Origin of the sequence: Marinobacter segnicrescens (genome assembly GCF_900111555.1) — a bacterium.
Lineage (GTDB): Bacteria > Pseudomonadota > Gammaproteobacteria > Pseudomonadales > Oleiphilaceae > Marinobacter > Marinobacter segnicrescens.
In genome coordinates this window covers 232,080-252,590 of sequence record NZ_FOHZ01000003.1, presented here as the reverse complement: position 1 = coordinate 252,590, position 20,511 = coordinate 232,080, and the positions used below count along the sequence as shown (strand labels likewise).

General features: G+C 60.5%; 18 protein-coding genes and 2 tRNA genes. 9 read left to right on the top strand and 11 right to left on the bottom strand.

Annotated features, from left to right (window positions below):
• Positions 1 to 157: 157 nt before the first annotated feature.
• Positions 158 to 1,900: an ABC transporter substrate-binding protein gene (locus BM036_RS05455; RefSeq protein ID WP_091849295.1), complete on the top strand. Its 1,743-nt coding sequence runs from the start codon at positions 158 to 160 to the stop codon at positions 1,898 to 1,900.
• A 59-nt stretch (positions 1,901 to 1,959) separates the two neighbouring features.
• On the opposite strand, the gene BM036_RS05450 is transcribed toward BM036_RS05455, so the two are convergent.
• The 10 genes from BM036_RS05450 to BM036_RS05405 form a co-directional block, all read right to left on the bottom strand.
• Entirely contained in the window at positions 1,960 to 3,234 is a 1,275-nt protein-coding gene (locus tag BM036_RS05450; protein WP_091849293.1) for an O-acetylhomoserine aminocarboxypropyltransferase/cysteine synthase family protein, read from the bottom strand.
• Positions 3,235 to 3,760: 526 nt separating this feature from the next.
• Positions 3,761 to 3,837, bottom strand: a tRNA-Met gene (locus tag BM036_RS05445).
• A 91-nt stretch (positions 3,838 to 3,928) separates the two neighbouring features.
• On the bottom strand, positions 3,929 to 5,020 hold the full coding sequence (gene ychF / locus BM036_RS05440; protein WP_091849291.1) for a redox-regulated ATPase YchF: 1,092 nt from the start codon (positions 5,018 to 5,020) through the stop codon (positions 3,929 to 3,931).
• A 147-nt stretch (positions 5,021 to 5,167) separates the two neighbouring features.
• Positions 5,168 to 5,758 (bottom strand): aminoacyl-tRNA hydrolase, encoded by a 591-nt coding sequence (pth, locus tag BM036_RS05435; protein ID WP_091849289.1) that lies wholly within the window; start codon positions 5,756 to 5,758, stop codon positions 5,168 to 5,170.
• Positions 5,759 to 5,782: 24 nt separating this feature from the next.
• Positions 5,783 to 6,430, bottom strand: a complete 648-nt coding sequence (locus tag BM036_RS05430) for a 50S ribosomal protein L25/general stress protein Ctc (protein WP_091849370.1) — start codon at positions 6,428 to 6,430, stop codon at positions 5,783 to 5,785.
• 182 nt (positions 6,431 to 6,612) lie between these two features.
• A complete protein-coding gene (locus BM036_RS05425; RefSeq protein ID WP_091849287.1) occupies positions 6,613 to 7,563 on the bottom strand; it encodes a ribose-phosphate diphosphokinase in 951 nt (316 codons plus the stop codon).
• 52 nt (positions 7,564 to 7,615) lie between these two features.
• Positions 7,616 to 7,690: transfer RNA gene (locus BM036_RS05420), tRNA-Gln, on the bottom strand.
• A 22-nt stretch (positions 7,691 to 7,712) separates the two neighbouring features.
• Positions 7,713 to 8,582 carry a 4-(cytidine 5'-diphospho)-2-C-methyl-D-erythritol kinase gene (gene ispE, locus BM036_RS05415; protein ID WP_091849285.1) on the bottom strand — a complete coding sequence of 290 codons (870 nt, stop codon included), beginning with the start codon at positions 8,580 to 8,582 and terminating at the stop codon, positions 7,713 to 7,715.
• A gap of 2 nt (positions 8,583 to 8,584) precedes the next feature.
• On the bottom strand, positions 8,585 to 9,211 hold the full coding sequence (gene lolB / locus BM036_RS05410; RefSeq protein ID WP_091849271.1) for a lipoprotein insertase outer membrane protein LolB: 627 nt from the start codon (positions 9,209 to 9,211) through the stop codon (positions 8,585 to 8,587).
• A 20-nt stretch (positions 9,212 to 9,231) separates the two neighbouring features.
• Positions 9,232 to 10,980, bottom strand: coding sequence for a tetratricopeptide repeat protein (locus BM036_RS05405; RefSeq protein WP_091849259.1), 1,749 nt, complete (start codon positions 10,978 to 10,980; stop codon positions 9,232 to 9,234).
• A gap of 221 nt (positions 10,981 to 11,201) precedes the next feature.
• On the opposite strand from BM036_RS05405, the gene hemA reads away from it, so the two are divergent.
• From hemA to BM036_RS05385, 4 genes are all read left to right on the top strand, one after another.
• Positions 11,202 to 12,494: a glutamyl-tRNA reductase gene (gene hemA / locus BM036_RS05400; protein WP_091849257.1), complete on the top strand. Its 1,293-nt coding sequence runs from the start codon at positions 11,202 to 11,204 to the stop codon at positions 12,492 to 12,494.
• A complete protein-coding gene (prfA, locus tag BM036_RS05395; RefSeq protein WP_091849255.1) occupies positions 12,491 to 13,576 on the top strand; it encodes a peptide chain release factor 1 in 1,086 nt (361 codons plus the stop codon). Before hemA ends, prfA begins: the two co-directional genes overlap by 4 nt.
• A complete protein-coding gene (gene prmC / locus BM036_RS05390; protein WP_091849254.1) occupies positions 13,569 to 14,408 on the top strand; it encodes a peptide chain release factor N(5)-glutamine methyltransferase in 840 nt (279 codons plus the stop codon). The genes prfA and prmC overlap by 8 nt, the downstream gene beginning before the upstream one ends.
• Positions 14,409 to 14,541: 133 nt before the next feature.
• Complete coding sequence (locus BM036_RS05385; RefSeq protein WP_091849253.1) at positions 14,542 to 15,285, top strand: HesA/MoeB/ThiF family protein; 744 nt, start codon at positions 14,542 to 14,544, stop codon at positions 15,283 to 15,285.
• A gap of 428 nt (positions 15,286 to 15,713) precedes the next feature.
• On the opposite strand, the gene phrB is transcribed toward BM036_RS05385, so the two are convergent.
• Complete coding sequence (phrB, locus tag BM036_RS05375) at positions 15,714 to 17,120, bottom strand: deoxyribodipyrimidine photo-lyase (RefSeq protein WP_091849250.1); 1,407 nt, start codon at positions 17,118 to 17,120, stop codon at positions 15,714 to 15,716.
• Positions 17,121 to 17,329: 209 nt separating this feature from the next.
• On the opposite strand from phrB, the gene BM036_RS05370 reads away from it, so the two are divergent.
• The 4 genes from BM036_RS05370 to BM036_RS05355 all read left to right on the top strand — a co-directional run bounded on the left by BM036_RS05370 (position 17,330) and on the right by BM036_RS05355 (position 20,453).
• Positions 17,330 to 17,821, top strand: a complete 492-nt coding sequence (locus tag BM036_RS05370) for an ATP-dependent zinc protease family protein (protein ID WP_091849243.1) — start codon at positions 17,330 to 17,332, stop codon at positions 17,819 to 17,821.
• Positions 17,818 to 18,723, top strand: coding sequence for a 30S ribosomal protein S6--L-glutamate ligase (gene rimK / locus BM036_RS05365; protein WP_091849242.1), 906 nt, complete (start codon positions 17,818 to 17,820; stop codon positions 18,721 to 18,723). Before BM036_RS05370 ends, rimK begins: the two co-directional genes overlap by 4 nt.
• Before the next feature lie 3 nt (positions 18,724 to 18,726).
• Positions 18,727 to 19,791 carry a succinylglutamate desuccinylase/aspartoacylase family protein gene (locus tag BM036_RS05360; protein WP_091849241.1) on the top strand — a complete coding sequence of 355 codons (1,065 nt, stop codon included), beginning with the start codon at positions 18,727 to 18,729 and terminating at the stop codon, positions 19,789 to 19,791.
• Positions 19,792 to 20,027: 236 nt separating this feature from the next.
• Positions 20,028 to 20,453: a secondary thiamine-phosphate synthase enzyme YjbQ gene (locus BM036_RS05355; protein WP_091849240.1), complete on the top strand. Its 426-nt coding sequence runs from the start codon at positions 20,028 to 20,030 to the stop codon at positions 20,451 to 20,453.
• The last annotated feature ends 58 nt before the right edge of the window (positions 20,454 to 20,511 follow it).

Below are 20,511 nucleotides of genomic sequence, written 5' to 3'. Positions count from 1 at the left end.
CCTATAGGAACTCATGGAACCACCAAGGCGAAGGGGGCTGGCGGAGCCGGGTCCCTGATGTAAGAGAACGACCCGTGCAGGCACCCCGCCGCCCGGGAACAAATACAGTCAGTCCGCAGTTTTGACTCGACTCTTACACGAACAGACGAGGTTGGATATGTTCAATAACAACAAGCACTCAACACTGTTGCTGGGGGCGCTGATCGCAGCCCTGGCAGCAGGCCCTGTCTCACTGGCCCACGCAGACCAGTACGAGGATGCCGCCCGCAAATGGGCCAAGGAATTCTCCACGTCGACCCTGAGCGAGGAAGAGCGATTGGAGGAATTGCTCTGGTTCGCCCGGGCGGCGGAGCAATTCCGCGACATGGATATCAACGTGGTCTCCGAGACCATTGCCACCCATGAGTATGAGTCCAGCCGGCTGGCGCAGGCCTTCCGGGAAATTACCGGCATCAACCTGACCCATACCCTGATCCAGGAAGGGGACGTTATCGAGAAGCTGCAGACCCAGATGCAGTCGGGCCGAAATATCTATGACGGCTATATCAATGACTCTGACCTGATCGGGACCCACTGGCGTTATGGGAAGGTGGTCCCCATTTCCGACATGATGGAAAACGAGGCGAAGGAGCTGACCCTGCCGACGCTCGACCTGGACGACTTTATTGGCCTGGACTTCACCACGGCCCCGGATGGCAAGTTGTATCAGTTGCCCACCCAGCAGTTTGCCAACCTTTACTGGTTCCGGGCTGACTGGTTCGAGCGGGACGATCTCAAGGAGCAGTTCCAGGAGATCTACGGCTATGAGCTGGGGGTACCGGTGAACTGGTCCGCCTATGAAGACATTGCCGAGTTCTTCACCGAGCATGTGAAGGAAATTGACGGCGAGCGGGTCTATGGCCATATGGACTATGGCAAGAAAGACCCCTCGCTGGGCTGGCGCTTCACCGATGCCTGGTTCTCCATGGCCGGTGCTGGCGATACGGGCCTGCCCAACGGCCTGCCGGTGGATGAGTGGGGCATTCGCGTGGAGGAGTGTCACCCGGTGGGTTCCAGCGTGACTCGCGGCGGTGCGGTTAATGGCCCGGCGGCGGTCTATGCCACCACCAAGTACCTGGACTGGATGAAGAAGTACGCCCCGCCGGAAGCCCAGGGTATGACTTTCTCGGAAGCTGGTCCCGTTCCTGCCCAGGGTAACGTTGCCCAACAGATCTTCTGGTACACCGCGTTCACTGCCAGCATGGTGGAAGACGGCTTGCCAGTGGTCAACGAAGACGGCACCCCGAAATGGCGGATGGCCCCGTCTCCCCACGGCCCGTACTGGGAAGAGGGCATGAAGCTGGGCTATCAGGACGTAGGTTCCTGGACCTTCCTGGACTCAACCCCGGAAGAGCGCCGCCTGGCGGCTTGGCTTTACGCCCAGTTCACCGTGGCCAAGACCGTATCCCTGGAGAAAACCCTCAAGGGGCTGACGCCGATTCGCGAATCTGATATCAACTCGGATGCCATGACCGAAGCGGCACCGCGCCTGGGTGGCCTGGTGGAATTCTATCGCAGCCCCGCGCGGGTGCAGTGGAGCCCCACCGGCACCAACGTGCCGGATTATCCGAAGCTGGCCCAGCTGTGGTGGCAGTATATCTCACAGGCTGCCAGTGGTGAGGCCAGTCCCCAGGAAGCCCTGGACGGCCTGGCAGAAGCCCAGGACAGCATCATGATGCGCCTTGAGCGGGCCAACGTGATGGAAACCTGCGGCCCCAAACTGAACGAGCCCAGGGACGCCCAGTACTGGCTGGACCAGCCCGGTGCGCCCAAGCCGAAGCTCGATAACGAAAAGCCTCAGGGTGAAACCGTGCCCTACGAGGAACTGTTGAAGACCTGGCAGGAAGAACGGGAGAGCTGAGTTCCTGCTGATCAAAAAAAGGGGGAGGCCGCGGCCTCCCCCGTTTCGTTATCGCCGGATTAGCTGGCAGCCTTCAGGGCCTGGTCAATATCGGCAATGATGTCGTCCACATGCTCGATGCCAATGGACAGTCGCACCAGGTCCTCACTGACACCGGCGCTGCGCAGTTCATCCGCGTTCAGCTGGCGGTGGGTGGTGGTGGCCGGGTGGCAAGCCAGGGACTTGGCATCGCCGATATTCACCAGGCGGTAGATCAGTTGCAGGGCGTCGATAAACTTCGCGCCGGCGTCACGGCCACCCTTGATGCCAAAGCTCAGGATGCCGGATGCCTTGCCGCCACAGATCTTGTCGCAGGTGGCCTTGTAGGGACTGCCGGGCAGTGCTGCGTAGTTGACCCACTCGACCAAGGGATGATCTTCCAGGTACCGGGCGACCTTTTCGGCATTCTCGCAGTGACGTTCCATCCGCAGTGCCAGGGTTTCAAGGCCCTGCATGATCAGGAACGAATTGAACGGTGACAGGGCGCTGCCCGTGTTACGCAGCGGCACCACCCGGCAGCGGCCAATAAAGGCTGCGGGGCCCAGGGCCTCGGTGTAGACCACGCCATGGTAGGAGGGGTCGGGCTTGTTCATCATGGGGAACTTGTCGGCGCTGGCCTTCCAGTCAAACTTGCCAGAATCCACAACCACACCCGCCACGGTGGTGCCGTGACCGCCGATGTACTTGGTCAGGGAATGCACCACAATGTCTGCGCCGTGGTCGAACGGACGGCACAGGAAAGGTGTGGCCACCGTGTTGTCCACAATCAGGGGGATACCGTGGTCATGGGCAATCTTCGCCCAGGTTTCAATATCCACCACATTGCCCGCCGGGTTGCCGATGGACTCGCAGAACAGTGCCCGGGTGTTTTCGTCGATGGCTGCCACGACGTTGTCGTAGTCATCGTGGGCTACCATCCGGCACTCAATGCCCTGGTTGGGCAGGGAGTGGGCAAACAGGTTGTAGGTGCCGCCGTACAACTGGCTGGTGCTGACGATGTTATTGCCCACGGTGCAGATGGTCTGCAAGGCATAGGTAATCGCAGCCATGCCAGACGCCACGGCCAGTGCACCAACACCGCCTTCAAGTTGCGCCATGCGCTCTTCAAGCACCCCGTTGGTGGGATTCATGATGCGGGTGTAAATGTTGCCTTGTACCTTCAGGTCAAACAGGTCGGCACCGTGCTGGGTATCGTCAAAGGTATAGGAGGTGGTCTGGTAGATGGGCGTGGTAGCCGCCTTGGTGGTCGGATCGCCGCTAAAGCCGGCATGTAGCGCCAGAGTTTCCGGTTTCATGAGTCGGTTCCTTGCTGGTGGATTATTCTTAATGAGTTTCAGCATGGGGAGTATGCCACAGGCGACACACCAGCCGCATAGTTCCAGCGGTTATAGGCTTATCAGTAATTGATGAGAGCTTTGTCATGCTCAAATGGGTTCGTACAGGCGCGGTAGGTAGGATGACGGACCGGGGGCACGGGCGGCCCTTTCGCAGCAGCGCCAGGGATGGCGCGGAGCAAGGCCGGTCCAGGGACGGGCCGTGAATTGCGGTGAAGAAAGGGCCGCCCGTGCCCCCGGGCCAGCCCCCGAAACACCCAGGCAGGAACGAAAAAAGCCCGACTCTTGCGAGCCGGGCTTTTTGAATACTGGTAGCAAGGGGCGGAGTATTCGGCCTGCGGCCTCACCCTCCGGGCCGTCGTCGCGTTGCTCCGACGTTCCTCCGCACGCGTTGCGTGCTCCGGTCGCACCGCCTTCGTCGGTTCGACTCATTATCAGCCGGAATTAAAAAAGGGCCCACGCTTACGCGAGGACCCTTTTTAAATTCTGGTAGCAAGGGGCGGAGTCGAACCGCCGACCCCAGCATTATGAGTGCTGTGCTCTAACCAACTGAGCTACCTTGCCATTTCGTCGGGATTTACGCCCCAAACGAGGCGCGTATTTTCAGTATTCGGGGGGTATCTGTCAAGGCTTACCCCCGGATTTTTTTCAGCGTTTACACATTGAAGCGGAAATGGATGATATCGCCGTCCTGGACGATGTACTCCTTGCCTTCCAGTCGCCACTTGCCGGCGTCCTTGGCACCCTGTTCGCCGTTGTACTGGACGAAGTCCTCATAGGCGACGACTTCGGCACGGATAAAGCCGCGTTCGAAGTCGGTGTGGATCACAGCCGCCGCCTGGGGCGCGGTAGCGCCGATGCGGACGGTCCAGGCGCGTACTTCCTTGACGCCGGCGGTGAAGTAGGTCTGCAGGCCCAGCAGTTTGTAGCCGGCGCGGATAACACGGTCCAGGCCGGGTTCTTCCATGCCCATCTCGTCCAGGAACATGGATTTCTCGTCGTCTTCCAGCTCGGAGATCTCGGCTTCGATCTTGTTGCAGATGGGCACCACCACGGCATTCTCTTCAGCGGCGATGGCCATGACCGTGTCCAGGTGCGGGTTGTTCTCGAAGCCGTCCTCGCTGACATTGGCGATGTACATGGTGGGTTTGACCGTGAGCAGGCACAGTTCGCGGATCAGTGCCATCTGGTCGCTGTCCAGGTTCATGCTGCGAACCGGCATGCCTTCGTTCAGCACAGGCAGCAGCTGCTCGAACATATCCAGCTGCGCCTTGGCAGTCTTGTCGCCGCTCTTGGCAACCCGCTGGACGCGCTTGATGGCTTTCTCGACGGTATCCAGGTCGGCCAGGGCCAGCTCGGTGTTGATGATCTCGATGTCGGCAGCCGGGTCAATCTTGTTGGCCACGTGGATGACGTTCTCATCCTCGAAACAGCGAACCACGTGGGCAATGGCGTCGGTCTGGCGAATATTGGCCAGGAACTGGTTGCCCAGGCCTTCGCCCTTGGAGGCGCCTTCCACCAGACCTGCGATGTCCACGAATTCCATGGTGGTGGGGATGACCTTCTGGGGTTTCACGATCTCCGCCAGTTTGTTCAGGCGCGGATCGGGCATGGGCACCACGCCCGCGTTGGGTTCAATGGTGCAGAAAGGGAAATTCTCTGCGCCAATTTCCGCCTTGGTCAGTGCATTGAAGAGCGTGGATTTGCCGACGTTGGGCAGGCCGACAATGCCGCAATTGAATCCCATGTGTGCCTCTGCTGATCGTAAAGGGGGCCGTCTGGTGATCTGCCGCTGCAGGCAGAGACGGGCGCCCGGAAATTTGCGCGAATTATACCGGTGTACGGGTACAGGTGCGAGTAAGGGCTAGCTCAGGCCTGTTGGCTGACCGGTGGTTCAGGGTGCCGGTTTGAAGCTGTGCAATCGGTTCATGGCTGCTGCGAGCTTGCCGCCGGCTGCGTCCGGCAATACCCGGAGAATCTCGTCAATGACGGCGTTGAGCTGCTCGGTTTCCTGCTTGCCAAGCCGTCCCAGTACATAGCCAGTAACCTGGCGGCTGTCGCCTGGGTGGCCGATGCCGATTCGCAGTCGCTGGAAGTCTTTGGTGCCCAGGTGGGCGATGGTGTCGCGCAGGCCGTTGTGGCCGCCGTGACCGCCGCCTTTCTTGAGCTTGGCGGTGCCGGGTGGCAGGTCCAGTTCGTCATGGGCGACGAGGATCTGTTCCGGGGCAATCTTGAAGAAGTCCGCCAGTGCCTTGATGGACAGGCCGCTGCGGTTCATGAAGGTGGTGGGGTTTAACAGGTGAAGGTCCAGGCCCTGCCACTGAATTCGGCTATAGAGACCGTGGTATTTCTTTTCGGGGCGGAGCGTCTGGCCCGCTTCACGGGCCAGCGCTTCGACGAACAGGGCGCCGGCGTTATGGCGGGTATGCTCGTAGTCGGCTCCGGGATTACCGAGACCCACCACCATGACGATATCCTGTGCCATAGACGCCAACTCCCCGGACAGGGATTACTCCTTGTCTTCGCCTTCTTCCTCGCTGCCTTCCTCGGCTTCATCGTCCACCTTGGCGCCACGGGGCAGGTGAACGGATACGACCGCCTGGTCGTGGTCTTCGCCGTGCTGCAGGGCAGCGGAGCGAACGCCTTTCGGCATCTTCAGGTCGCTCAGGTGCAGTACCTGATCCAGCTCCAGGTCCATGACGTCGATTTCAATGAACTCGGGCAGGTCCTGGGGCAGACAGATAACTTCCACTTCGTTCAGCTGGTGGGAGATGACGCCACCCTGCAGCTTGACGACCGGAGCCTTGTCTTCGTTCAGGAAGTGCAGCGGTACGTTGACGTGGATCTCGTGGTCCTTGTCAACGCGCTGGAAGTCAGCGTGAGTCAGGATCGGCTTGTACGGGTGACGCTGCAGATCCTTCAGGATGACGCTTTCCTTCTTGCCCTGAATGTCGATGGTCAGGATGTGGGAGAAGAAGGCCTCGTTTTCCAGGTCTTTCTTCAGTTCGTTGTGCCAGATGGAGATAGGCGTAGCTTCCTTGTTGCCACCATAGATAATGGCAGGAATCTTACGCTCCTCGCGACGCAGGCGGCGGCTCGCACCTTTCCCCTGGTCATCGCGAGGAAATGCTTCAATCACGAAATCCTTCTTGGACATGGTCATTACCTCGTTGAATCATCCACCGGGCCCGCGACCAGGCTTGCGATGGTGATGTCAGTGAATGCCGGTTTTGTGCCGGCGCTTAAAGCAGAACTGGAGCCCCGTGGTAACGGGGCTCCAGTTCCGGATACTTCAGAGTCTGTTCTCTGTGCCTGGCTTTACCCTGGTCCGGATTTGGCTCAGACGTTCTCGAACATGGCGCTGATGGACTCTTCGTTGCTTACGCGGCGAATGGACTCCGCGAGCAGCCCAGCCATTCCGAGGGGGCGGATTCTATCACAATTCTTCGCCTTGTCACCCAATGGAATGGTGTCACAAACAACCAGTTCGTCCAGCTGTGATGCATTGATGTTGTCAATGGCAGGGCCGGACAGCACCGGGTGGGTAATATACGCAATAACCCTCGAGGCGCCGTGTTCTTTCAGGGCATTGGCTGCCTTGCAAAGGGTGCCGGCAGTATCAACGATGTCGTCCACCAGGATGCAGGTCTTGTCTTTGACATCACCGATGATGTGCATGACCTGGGAAACATTGGCCTTGGGGCGACGCTTGTCGATGATGGCGAGGTCGGCATCGTCCAGGCGCTTGGCCACGGCCCGTGCGCGAACCACGCCGCCTACGTCGGGAGATACCACGATAAAGTTCTCGAAGCGCTGCTTCTCGATGTCTTCGAGCATGACCGGAGTGGCGTAGATGTTGTCCACCGGGATGTCGAAGAACCCCTGAATCTGGTCAGCATGGAGGTCAACGGTCAGAACCCGGTCCACTCCGATGGAGGAGATCATGTCCGCCACGACCTTGGCGCTGATGGCTACCCGTGTGGAGCGTACCCGACGGTCCTGGCGCGCGTACCCGTAATACGGGATGACGGCGGTGATACGTGTGGCGGACGCGCGACGCAGGGCATCGGCCATCACGATCAGTTCCATCAGGTTGTCGTTGGTTGGGTAGCAGGTGGGCTGGATAATAAAGACGTCGTGACCGCGGACGTTCTCATTGATCTCGACGGTGGTTTCACCGTCGCTGAAGCGGCCTACGGTCGCCTGTCCCATGGGAATATGAAGTTTCTGGGCAATAGCCTTGGCCAGTTCCGGATTGGCATTGCCGGCGAAAATCATCAACTTGGACACGACGGTATCCTTCTGTGATTCAGCTTTGGATTCAGAGGAAGAAGAAGAAAGGTGGCTGGGGTGGCAGGATTCGAACCTGCGCATGACGGGATCAAAACCCGTTGCCTTACCACTTGGCGACACCCCAGTATCGTGCTGCTTTCTCGGCATCATTTAAGCTCTGTCAGCTTTATGTGAAGTGGTGAATGGTTCACCCCTCTAGCTACGAACCCCGTGATGCCGGTGGGTCTTTTTGCCCAGACTTTCAGGGCTTCTGCTTCTGTTGGGAAACGTCCAAAGATGCAAGCCCCGGTTCCGGTTAACCTTGCGGGTCCGAATTTGGCCAGCCAGTCCAGGCTGTTTTTTACCTCGGGATACAGTCGCTTAACTACATCCTCGCAATCGTTTCGGTACCCTGAGGCGTCTCCCTCAAAAGCGGGCGCTATTGTGATTCGGGGGGTGTTCCTTGTCAACCCTGGATCTGAAAAAATTTCAGCGGTGCTGATTTCAACCGGCGGTTTAACAACGATAAACCAGTCCTCCGGCGGGTTTGCGGGGGTCAGTTTCTCGCCCACGCCTTCACCCAGGGCCGCCCGGCCGCGGACAAAAACCGGTACATCGGCGCCCAGGGCTAGGCCCAGCTCGGCGAGCTGGTCTTCCGACAGGCCGGTTTGCCAGAGGTGGTTGAGGCCAACCAGGGTGGTGGCTGCATTGGAACTACCGCCACCGAGACCACCGCCCATGGGGAGTTTTTTATCCAGGTGAATGTCGGCCCCCTTGCCGGTGCCGGAAGCTTCCTGCAGGCAGCGGGCCGCCCGAACCACCAGGTTTTGCTCGGCCGGCACCCCTGGCAGCTCCGGAGTGAGGGTGATAACGCCATCATCCCTTGGGTGAAAGGTGAGCGTGTCGCCATAGTCCAGGAACTGGAACAGCGTCTGCAGCTCGTGGTAGCCGTCGGCACGGCGGCCGGTGATATGCAGGAACAGGTTGAGCTTGGCCGGCGAGGGCAGCGTGATGTCCGGGCGAGTGAGGTCCGTCATGGTCAGTCAGCTGAGCCAGGTTGCCACGATGACACCACCAGCCGAACCAGCTTTTCACCTTTGCGGGCTGTCAGCCGGGCCGGTAACTCGGGTCTGTCGTCCATGAATGCCCGCCAGCGTTCATAGCGTATGGTCCAGCCTTTCTGTTGCACCTGTGCTAGCTGGCCCTCGCGATCAAAGGCAAGGCGGTAGTTGCCATCCGGCGATGGCAGTCCGCGTATCCACCAGACCAGGGCGTCGATGGGCAACTCCCAGCCGGTGGCGGAGTAGATGAGCCCCTGGGGATCCGAGGAAGCATAGGTTTCGCCATCCGGCAGTTCGAGCTCGATGAAGCCCGGGCTACCCTCAAGGCGGGTACTGCCCATTCCGAGGAAGCTTGACGACAGCGCCAGCTCATAGTGTTCGTCGTTCTGCGTCCATCGGTTGATCACGGCAGAGCCGCTGTCCCCAGGCTGGCGAACCGCCAGTTTTCCGGTCAGCACCCAATGATTGAAGTTCTGCAGGGTGGTCTGTCGCTGTGGCCAGTCGGCCGGTGGCTGTTCGCTGAGCCCTGCCGGCAGGGGCTCCTGTTCAAGGGTGGCGCAGGCGACCAATGCAAGGCTCATTGCAATGGCGGCCAGTGGTTTCATGAGCGTTGTGACGGGATGTCTCACAGGTCGTCCACACCGAGTCGTTGAAGGGTCTCCTGGAGTAGTTCGTGGTCCGGGTCCTCGTCCTCGGCCCGTTCCCAGATGACTCTCGCCTGGGCCCTCTGATCCAGCGACCACAGCACTTCGCCATAGTGGGCGGCAATTTCCGGGTCCGGGTAGATCTCGTAGGCCCGGCGCAGGTAGCCAAGCGCACCCTCCTTGTCACCCTGGCGGAAGAGGACCCAGCCCATGCTGTCAAGGATGGCGGGGTTGTCCGGGTCCATTGCCAGCGCCTGCTCGATATAACCCCGGGCCTCTTGCAGCCGCTCGGTATGGACAGTCATTACGTATCCAAGGGCATTCAGCGCGGTGGGGTTGTCGGGCTCCAGCTCGATCATGGTTCGCAGGTCACCCAGCGCCTGCTCGATCCTGCCCAGTTGCTCATACGTCATGGAGCGTGCATAGAGGAGGCTCTGGTCGTCCGGATGGGACTCAAGTGCCTCCGTGGCACTGGCCAGGGCTTGCTGGTGAAGGTCCAGGCCCTGCAGCAGGTTGACCTCGACCAGCCAGAGGCTGGCTGCATCTGCCGGGTTGAGTTCACGGACGTCCCTGAGCTGATCAAGTGCCGAGTCCAGGTCGCCTGCCTCGGCACGCAGCTCCGCAGCGCGGCTGAGGGCAGGGTGGTAATGACTGCCCTCGGTAACCTGTTCATACCAGGTGATGGCCTGGTCCGTGTTGCCTCGTTTCTCGGCAATCTGCCCGAGGTAGTAGTGGGCCTGGCCGGTTTGCTGGCCAAGGTTGATCAGGTGCTTCAGGTCCTGGTGAGCCAGGTCCAGCTCATCGTTCTCGATGGCAACCAGTGCCCGGGAGAGGCGAAGGCCGTGTTCGTTGGGGAATTGCTCCACCAGGCGGCTGAACTCATCCTGGGCGGCGCGCATCTCGTTTTCACTGACCAGGATCCGGGCATAGAGTGTGCCCAGCTGGCGGTTTTCCGGGTAGCGCCGGGAGCTGGTCTGCAGGTGTCTCAGTGCCTCACGGCGTTGTCCGAGTTCGTACAGTAACTCACCCTGAAGCACCAGCGCCGGCTGGAACTCGTTGTCATCGGTTTCCAGTAATGGGCGGAGTGTCTCCAGAGCCTGTTCCGGGGCCCCCGTCAGGTTCTGCAGCAGGGCAGTGCTGTAACGGATTTCGGCATTGTCCGGGTGTCGTTTCTGAAGCTGGTCGAACAGCCGCCGGAGCTCCCGTTGCTGATCTGCAGGCAGCCTTGGTGCCATGGAGGCGAGGCCGTCAAAGTCCGCATCACCGCCCATCTGCAGAATCTGCTCCAGGTGCTCCAGGGTCCCGATCAGGTCGCCATCCCGCAGCGCCTGGATGGCTGCGGCGCGGCGGGCTTCCTCGCTCCGGGGCGCGACTTCGATCCAGGTTTCGGTCAGGGTGCGGACCGCGCCCGGGCTATTGAGTGACTCGGCTATCAGCAACGCACGCCGTATCACGCCGGTATCACCGGACTGCCTCGCTGCTTCGACGTAATTCGCGAGGGTAACGTCATATCGGCCACGCTGGGCCGCAATTTCCCCGGTTAACAGAAGATAGAGTTCTTCCGGGCGGAACTCCCTGTCAGTTGCCTGGTCGGTGGTTTGCTCAACCGCGGCCGTGGCTTCCGGTTGCCCCGGTGCACCGGAATCCGGCGAGGGTTCCTTGCTGTCCATGCTGGCGCAGCCGGTGAAGGCAAGAAGGCTGATAGCGAGATACAAGGCTTTTCTTGGCATTGGGCTTCCTGGAATAGAGGGCAAGGTATACGCTGCCGGTGCCGTCGTTGGAGCTATGATGGCACAAGGCCGGGTTCGGCCCAAGTCACTCATTTCACACCGTGGTTACAAGGGTATACCTCTATTGGTGGGTGGCAGACAGGCGGTTGCGCCGGTAAAATGCCCTTTATAAACGTCAAGTCCGCTCTCCCGGGACCGGCTTCGGAGTCAGCTCGTTCATTATGGCATTGATCACACTGGGTATTAACCATCGCACGGCGCCGCTGGAAATCCGCGAGCGGGTGGCCTTTACGCCGGAGCGTATGCCGGATGCCTTTCGCGAGCTGCGGGTGGCGACCGGTGCCAGTGAGGCGGCAATCCTCTCGACCTGTAACCGAACCGAGCTTTACCTGGCGGGAGATGATGACTGCGCTCCAACCCTGTTGCGGTGGCTTGCAGGGTTCCATGAGCTGGCGCCAGCCGACCTGGAAAACTCCATCTATATCCATCGGGACAGCGATGCCGTGCGGCATATGATGCGGGTTGCCGCCGGGCTCGACTCCATGGTGCTGGGCGAGCCGCAGATTCTCGGACAGTTGAAGGACGCCTACGCCCTGTCCCGGGAGCATGGGGCCAGCGGCTCGTTCCTTTCCCGCCTGTTCGAGCACACCTTCTCAGTGGCCAAGCGGGTGCGGACTGAAACCGCCATTGGTGAGAACCCGGTGTCCGTTGCCTATGCGGCGGTCAGTATGGCGCACCATATTTTCTCGGACCTGTCCCGTAACCGCGCCTTGCTGATCGGCGCCGGCAAGACCATTGAGCTGGTTGCCCGGCACCTTTCGGAAGCCGGTGTGAAGGATTTTATTGTTGCCAACCGGACCGTGGAACGCGCGCAAGCCCTGGCTGAGGCACACGGCGGGCAGGGCATCGTCCTGTCGGATATCCCGGATTACCTCAAGGATGTGGACATCATTATCTCATCCACCGCCAGCCCATTGCCCATTCTCGGCAAGGGTGCCGTCGAACGCGCACTGAAGAAGCGCAAGCATCGCCCCTACTTCATGGTGGACATCGCCGTCCCCCGGGACATTGAGCCGGAAGTGGCCCGCCTGGACGATGTCTACCTGTACTCCGTCGACGACCTGCGCCAGGTGATCGAGGAAAACCTTCGTTCCCGGGCCGGTGCGGCCAAGGAAGCGGAGAATCTCATCATCGCCGGCACCCAGGATTTCATCAGTCAGATCCGTGCCCTGGATGCGGTGTCCACACTTAAACAGTACCGGGAGCGGGCCGAGACCCTGCGGGACCTCGAAGTGGCGAAGGCGCTCAGGGCCCTGAACAACGGCAACGACCCGGAAACTGTACTGCGCAGCCTGGCCCGGGGGCTGACCAACAAGCTGTTGCACGAACCTTCGGTGCAGGTGCGCAAGGCCTCCGCTGAAGGTCGTCCGGAGGTGGCCGATTGGCTTCGTGAGCTGCACCAGCTCGAAGCACTGGATCCTCAGGACGCTCCCACCACACTGGAAAAAACATGAAATCATCCATTCAGGCCCGCCTCGAGCAACTGGTTGACCGCTTCGAGGAAGTCAGCGCTTTGCTGGGCGACCCGGGCGTGATTGCTGACCAGAAGCAGTTCCGGGCATTGTCGAAGGAATTTGCCGAGATCGAGCCCATCGTCCAGTGCTTCCAGGCCTGGCGTCGCACCCTGGATGACCTGGCCACGGCCGAGGAGCTGGCCCGGGAAGGGGACGCGGATATGCGCGAGATGGCAGAAGAGGAAATGACTTCCGCTCGCCAGAAGCGTGATGAACTGGACGAAGAGCTGCAGCGCCTGATGCTGCCCAAGGATCCTGACGACAGCAAGAACGTGTTCCTGGAAATCCGCGCCGGCACCGGTGGCGATGAAGCTGCCCTGTTTGCCGGCGACCTGTTCCGCATGTACAGCCGCTATGCGGAAACCCGTCGCTGGCAGATCGAGGTGATCAGCGCCAGTGAAGGGGAGCACGGCGGCTACAAGGAAATCATCAGCCGGGTTAGTGGCGAGGGCGTTTACGGTGCGCTCAAGTTCGAATCCGGCGCCCACCGGGTACAACGTGTGCCGGAGACGGAGTCCCAGGGTCGTATCCATACCTCCGCCTGCACCGTGGCTGTCATGCCGGAAGCGGACGAGGCCGAGGCCATCGAGATCAACAAGGCCGACCTGAGGGTGGACACTTTCCGGTCCTCCGGCGCCGGCGGTCAGCACGTCAACAAGACGGACTCGGCCATTCGCATCACACACCTTCCCACCGGCATCGTGGTGGAATGTCAGGAAGAGCGCTCCCAGCACAAGAACCGGGCCAAGGCTATGAGCTTCCTGCAATCCAGGCTGAAGAACATGGAGGCGGAAAAGCAGGCACAGAGCCAGGCTGCTGCCCGTAAAAGCCTGGTGGGCAGTGGCGACCGTTCCGAGCGTATCCGCACCTACAACTTCCCCCAGGGCCGGGTAACCGACCACCGTATCAACCTCACCCTGTACAAACTGGACGAGGTGATTGCCGGTGACCTGAATCCGGTGATTGTACCCCTTCAGCAGGAACACCAGGCCGATCTGCTGGCCAGCCTGTCGGATGAGTGAACCGTTACTGACTTGTGAGCAGGTCCTGGCCGAGGCTTGCGGACGGATCGGGGGCGAGTCTCCGCGGCTGGATGCGGAGTTGCTGCTGGCCGACGTCACTGGTTGGTCCCGCACCCGCTTCCGGGCATTTCCTGAGACGGAACTGTCTGATGACCAGGTAAGGCAGTTCTGCCACCTGGTTGAACGACGTTCAAGCGGTGAGCCCATAGCCCATATCCTGGGCCACCAGGACTTCTGGTCGCTGGCCCTGGACGTCACACCCGACACCCTGATTCCCCGGCCAGACACCGAATGCCTGGTGGAAGCTGCCCTGGAACTGCCTCTGCCTGAACGGGCCCGGGTCATCGACCTGGGCACGGGTACCGGCGCCATTGCCCTGGCTCTGCTCAGCGAAAGGCCGGACTGGCAGGTGTTGGCCACTGACCTGGTACCGGGCGCTGTCGCACTCGCCCGTCGTAATGCCGAGCGATGTGGCCTGCCACTCAGGGTGATCCGAAGTCACTGGTTCGATGAAGTGGAACCGCAGCACTTTGACCTGATTATTTCCAACCCACCCTATATAGAGGAAGGTGATCGCCACCTGTCCAAAGGGGATGTTCGCCACGAACCCGACTCGGCACTGGTCTCCGGCCCTGACGGGCTGGATGCGATACGCCACCTGGTCACCGAGAGTCAGCGCTGGCTTACCCCCGGGGGCTGGCTGGTGCTGGAGCATGGCTACAATCAGGGGGAGGCGGTAAGGTCACTGTTCAGTGGCGCGGGTTATTCCGCCGTGGAAACCCGGAAAGATTATGGTGACAACGAACGCCTGACGTTGGGGCGGTGGGATTGACGCTTTTTTGCCACGAATTCACGGCCCTTCGACAGGCTCAGGGCAAGCGGTCCTTCAAAAAAGTCCGGTCTTACCCGCTCGCCCTGAGCCTTTCGAAGGGCCGTGGATTCGCTAGCTAACCAAGGGTTTCATAATGCTGGACGACAACGAACTCCTCCGATACAGCCGCCAGTTGCTGCTTCCACGCTTTGACGTGGAAGGTCAGCTGGCCCTGAAACAGGCCCGGGTACTGGTGGTCGGCAGCGGCGGTCTCGGCTGTCCGGTTGCACTGTACCTTGGTGCTGCCGGGGTGGGACAGCTGGTGCTGGCGGACGACGATGCGGTGGAACTGGCCAATCTCCAGCGGCAGATCGCCTTTGACCAGGCGTCGGTTGGCCGATCCAAGGCCGAGGCACTGGCCGAGCGAGTCAGGGCGATCAACCCGGAGATTTCGGTGACGGCCCGGGTGGAACGGCTGGAAGGCGAGCTTCTGGCGGAAGTGGTTGCCGGCGTGGATTTGGTGCTGGATTGTACCGACAACTTCAACACCCGGTTCGCCCTGAATCGTGCCTGTGTTGAGTCCCGGGTTCCGTTGGTCTCCGGTGCGGCTATTCGCGGTGAGGGTCAGGTGTCGGTATTCGATTCCAGGGACGAAGCCAGCCCCTGTTATCACTGCCTGTATCCGGAGCAGGGCAATGAGGATCTGAACTGTTCAGAGGCCGGGGTGATCGGTCCGCTGGTGGGTATGATCGGTGCCACCCAGGCCATGGAGGCCATCAAGGTGATTTCCGGAAAGGGACGACCACTGGTTGGCCGTCTTCTGATCCTGGATGCCTGGCAGATGGAATGGCGGGAGATGAAACTGGCCCGGGATCCGGATTGTCCCGTTTGTAGTTGACAGTTATCTTCAGCCTCGCAGCGCCAGAACATTATCCAAGGCTGGCGGCGAGAATAGCACCAAAGTTCCAGCGCGTAAGGTGAGGACCTTTTCCGGGACCTTCAAAAACAGGGACGTTTTTGAAGAGCCTCCATGGATGGATTCACGGCGTGTCCCGGAAAAGGTCATCGCCGTTCGCGCCCGGCACCTGGTCGCAGTCTCGTAGGGCTTCAGGCATCGGAACAGCAATAAACATACTGGAGTGAATCTCAGCCCGGCTGGCCTGCCAACGCGGGGGTGGCGCGTGGAGCGATACCTTTTTACGGGACACGCCCGCGAGTACGTCCATGTAGGGCTCGACGAGCGCCTTCCCTGGCGCTCGACGGTCCCGGAAAAAGGTCTCCCACCACACGCTTCATACCAAGGTGCCAGCCTCCAGGTTCAGCGAGCTACCTTTTTAACGCCTCAAACCGCGCAATAGCTTCTTTTCGGCTCTCTTTAAGGTCCACTACAGGGCGAGGATACCCCCCGGGTATCACACCCCCCGCGGCAGGGTTGTGAATCCGCTTGTTATCCAGTTTGGCCAGCTCGGGTACCCAGCGACGAATAAACTCCCCCTTCGGGTCAAAGCGCTCACTCTGTGTCGCCGGATTGAACACCCGGAAATAAGGCGCCGCATCCGTGCCGGTGGACGCGCTCCACTGCCAGCCGCCATTGTTGGACGCCAGGAAACCATCCACCAGGTTCTGCATGAACCACGCCTCGCCAAGGCGCCAGTCGATAAACAGATTCTTGCTCAGGAACATGGCGGTAATCATCCGCAGGCGGTTGTGCATCCAGCCGGTTTCCCGTAGCTGGCGCATGCCGGCGTCTACAATCGGGATGCCCGTGCGTCCCTCCTTCCAGGCTTCGAAGTGCTCGCCGGGATCGTTCCAGCGAAGGGCTTCCGTGTCCGGTTTGAAGGCCCTGTGCATGCTGACCCGGGGGTAGTGATAGAGGATATGGATGTAGAAATCCCGCCAGGCAATCTCGTTGACCCAGGTACTGAAACCCTCCTGGTTGCCACCCCGCGACTGGGCCTCCCTCGCGGCGATCAGGCACTGGCGTCCGGAAAGGGCACCGACGGCCAGGTAGGGCGAAAGCTGGCTGGTGCCATCAACGGCAGGGAAGTCCCGCTTTGCCTTGTAATCGCCACCGCGTTCTTCAAGGAACCAATCAAGCTGGTCGTGGGCGCCGCTCTCCGAGGCAGTCACCAGCGCGGGGGGTGGGGAAGTGAACCCCAGGGTTTCCGGGGTATGGCCGTGGTTGCGCCAGGGCAGCGGTTCACCCACCGGGCTCGGTACCGGCAATACCGTGGGAGTGGTGTCCTCAATCCACCGGAGCCAGCGCCGGGAAAAGGGAGTAAATACCGAGTAGGGTTCATCCTTACCGGTGCGGATGGTACCGACCGGTGTCACGGTCTGGTCCCGGTATTTGTTAACCGTGATCTCCTCTTTCGACAGCTGGTCCCGGACCTGCTTGTCCCGCCGGCGTTCGTTGACCCCGTATTCTTCATTGAAGTGCAGTACGCGAGTGCCATGCTGGTGGCAGTAATCCGTCAGCAGACGAATGCTTTCGGAAAAATCGTCAGCTTCGAGAATATCCATCGGGATACCCAGCTTCGCCAGGGCCCTGCCCAGGTCATCCAGGTGGCCGAGCATCTGCTGGACGCGGGCCGGTGACCAGTCATGGTCCTGCCATTGACCGGGGGTGAGTATGAAAAGCGCGCGGACGTTCTGGCCCTTGCCGCAGGCGGCCGTCAGGGCCGGGTTGTCGGCGGTGCGGAGGTCGTTACGGAACCAGACCAGGTGGGACATGAAGGCAATCCTGATGCTATCGGAATGAATGAGCGGCAGGGGATTATTCGCCGGAAGTCCCCGGCTGGATTATAGTGAGTGTAGCCCATTGATTCTTTGACAGTTCCCCGTTGGCAATTGTGCGTATTGAGTGGAGGGGCGTTGCCCCTTCTAATGCGCGCAGTTTCACGATGGATGTAGGGCCCGACAACAATACAAGGAGCCAGGAAATGCCCGGAAATTCACCGCCCAAACAGGCCCCCGGCGAGGGTGTCAGCGCGCGCATTGGCCTGGGCTGGCGAGAGTGGCTGGCCCTGCCCGAGCTGGATATACAGCGCATCAAGGCCAAGGTGGACACCGGTGCACGGACGTCCTGCCTGCACACGTTCCGCACCGAACCCTATACCGAGAACGGACAGCGCCGGGTCAGGTTCTGGGTGCACCCGGAGCAGAACAATCTCCACAATGTGGTGGAGTGCGATGCGGCGGTGATCGACGAACGCCCGGTCACCGATTCCGGCGGTCATAAGGAAATGCGCCTGGTGATTGAAACCCTGGTGGTGGTGGGTGACCAGAGTTGGCCCATCGAGATGACCCTGACCAATCGCGATTCCATGCGATTCCGTATGCTGCTGGGCCGTACTGCCATGGCTGGTCGTTGCACGGTAATGCCCGAAGCCTCCTATCTGACCGGAGACCCGGTACTGAGGAATGTCGAATGAAAATAGCAATTCTCTCCCGTAACAGGCATCTGTATTCCACGCGTCGCCTGGTGGAAGAGGGTATTAACCGGGGCCACGAGGTGCGGGTGATCGACGCGCTGCACTGCTCCATGAATATCACATCTGCCGACCCCCGAATCCACTATCACGAGGAAGTCCTGGAAGACTTTGATGTGGTGATTCCCCGAATCGGCGCCTCGGTGACCTTCTATGGCACGGCGGTATTGCGCCAGTTCGAGATGATGGGTGTATTTCCGGTCAACGAATCCGTGGCCATTACCCGTTCCCGGGACAAACTGCGGTCGTTGCAGCTGCTCGCCCGGAAGGGCGTTGGCATGCCAGTCACCGGATTTGCCAACAAGCCCGATAACGTCCCCGAGCTGCTCAAGATGGTGGGTGGTGCCCCGGTGGTGATCAAGCTGCTGCAGGGTACCCAGGGCATCGGCGTGGTGCTGGCGGAGACCCGCAAGGCGGCGGAGAGTGTGATCGAGGCCTTTATGGGCCTGAAGGCAGACATCCTCGTGCAGGAATTTATCAAGGAAGCTGGCGGTGCGGATATCCGGTGCTTTGTGATCGGTGACAAGGTGATTGCCGCCATGAAGCGCCAGGGCGCAGAAGGGGAGTTCCGTTCTAACCTGCACAGGGGCGGCACCGCATCGCTGGTGCGCATTACTCCAGAAGAACGGCGTACGGCCATTACCGCCGCCAAGGCTATGGGCCTGAACGTGGCCGGTGTCGACCTGTTGCGCTCCAGTCGTGGGCCGCTGGTAATGGAGGTGAACTCGTCCCCTGGCCTGGAAGGCATTGAAAATGCTACCGGCAAGAACGTAGCGGGTATGATCATCAACTGGACTGAAAAGAACCATAAACCCTGGAAAACAAGAACCAAAGGCAGAGGTTAACCTGTGGCCCGAGCACCCTTTATTATTGCGGACACTGAAATAAAGGCAGGCACCCGGCAAACCGTCGAGGTGCCTGTCGCCAAGCTATATACCCACACACCCCTGCATATCCCGGTGGAGGTGGTTCATGGCCGGCGTGACGGTCCGGTGCTAATGGTGTGCGGTGCCATCCATGGCGATGAAATCAACGGTGTCGAAATCGTCCGCAGGGTGCTGAAGAACTCGGCGTTGCGCCACCTTCGGGGCACACTGGTCGCCGTGCCCATCGTCAATATCTTCGGATTCGTGCAGCGCACCCGCTACCTGCCGGATCGGCGGGACCTTAACCGTTGTTTTCCGGGCAGCGAGAGCGGCTCCCTGGGCGGGCGCATCGCCTATCTGTTGCGCACCCAGATCATGGAGAAGGTCACCCACATCATCGACCTGCACACCGGCGCCATTCACCGCTTCAACCTGCCGCAGATTCGTGCGGAGCTGAAAAACCCGGAGACCGTGCGCATGGCCGAGGCCTTCGGCGCGCCGATCATCCTCAATGCCAGCCTGCGGGAAGGTAGCCTGCGGGAATACGCCGACTCCCAGGATATTCCGGTTATCACCTTTGAGGGCGGTGAGGCGCTGCGGTTTGATGACGTGGTCATCACCAGCGGCGTAAAAGGCGTAATCCGGGTCATGCGGGCGCTGGAAATGATCCCCAGCAAGAAGGGGCCGAAAGCGCCTCGCAAACGGTCAGAAACCGCTGCCATGTCTACCTGGGTGCGGGCTGATATCGATGGCATCATGCGGCCGGTAGCCAAGCTCGGCCAGAAGGTCCGCAAGGGCCAGCGCCTGGCCATGGTAGCTGACCCGTTCGGCGAGACCGAGGAAAGCGTGGTGTCGCCCATCTCCGGCATCGTTATCTGTGTCAACAATCTCCCGCTGGTGAACGAAGGTGAAGCCATCTACCACGTCGCCCGGTTCGACGAACTGGGTGAGGCGGAGAAGGCCATGGACTACTTTCGCTCGTCCCTCGACCCAGAGGTGACGGAGGCGGTATTGCCGGTGCATCCATGGGACAATGACCCCAAGTAAGCGGGTTACCCGAGCTGACCCTGGGTGGTAAATGTCAGCGGTAACTTACAGGTTAGCTCGGACGGTGTGGCGGGACAGGTTTTCGCAGCAGGGCCATGGATGGCCCGGAGCAAGGCGGGCGCCAGGATGGCCCCTGAATTGCGGCGGAGAAAACCTGTCCCGCCGCAGCGGCCAGCCCCCAAACCCTGACCCCGTGCCCAACCTGGAACAGAATTGACCAAGAAAGGGGAGCCAACATGATCTGGGACCAGACAACCATCCAGCTCCAGGAATACCCGAGAGGTGTCCACCTCATCACCAACGACGTGCTCGCCAATGGTCCCGAACTGGTCAACTGCCAGGTAGGCCTGCTGCACCTGTTTATCCAGCACACGTCGGCCTCGCTGGCCATCAACGAAAACGCCGACCCGGACGTACGGGGTGATATAGAGCGCCACCTCAACGTCATGGTGCCGGAAAACGCTTCTCACTATGAGCACACCCTGGAAGGCCCGGATGACATGCCGGCGCATATCAAAAGTATCCTCATTGGCCCGAGCCTGACTATACCCGTAAGTGGCGGCCACCTGGCCCTGGGTACCTGGCAGGGCATTTACCTCTGCGAGCACCGCAACCGGGGCGGCGGACGGCGTATCGTGGCGACCCTGCAGGGGCGTTGGTAAGATCCGGTCAAGCGCGACAGAGCTTTCGTTGAGCTGTCTGAGCAGTCAATTACAATAA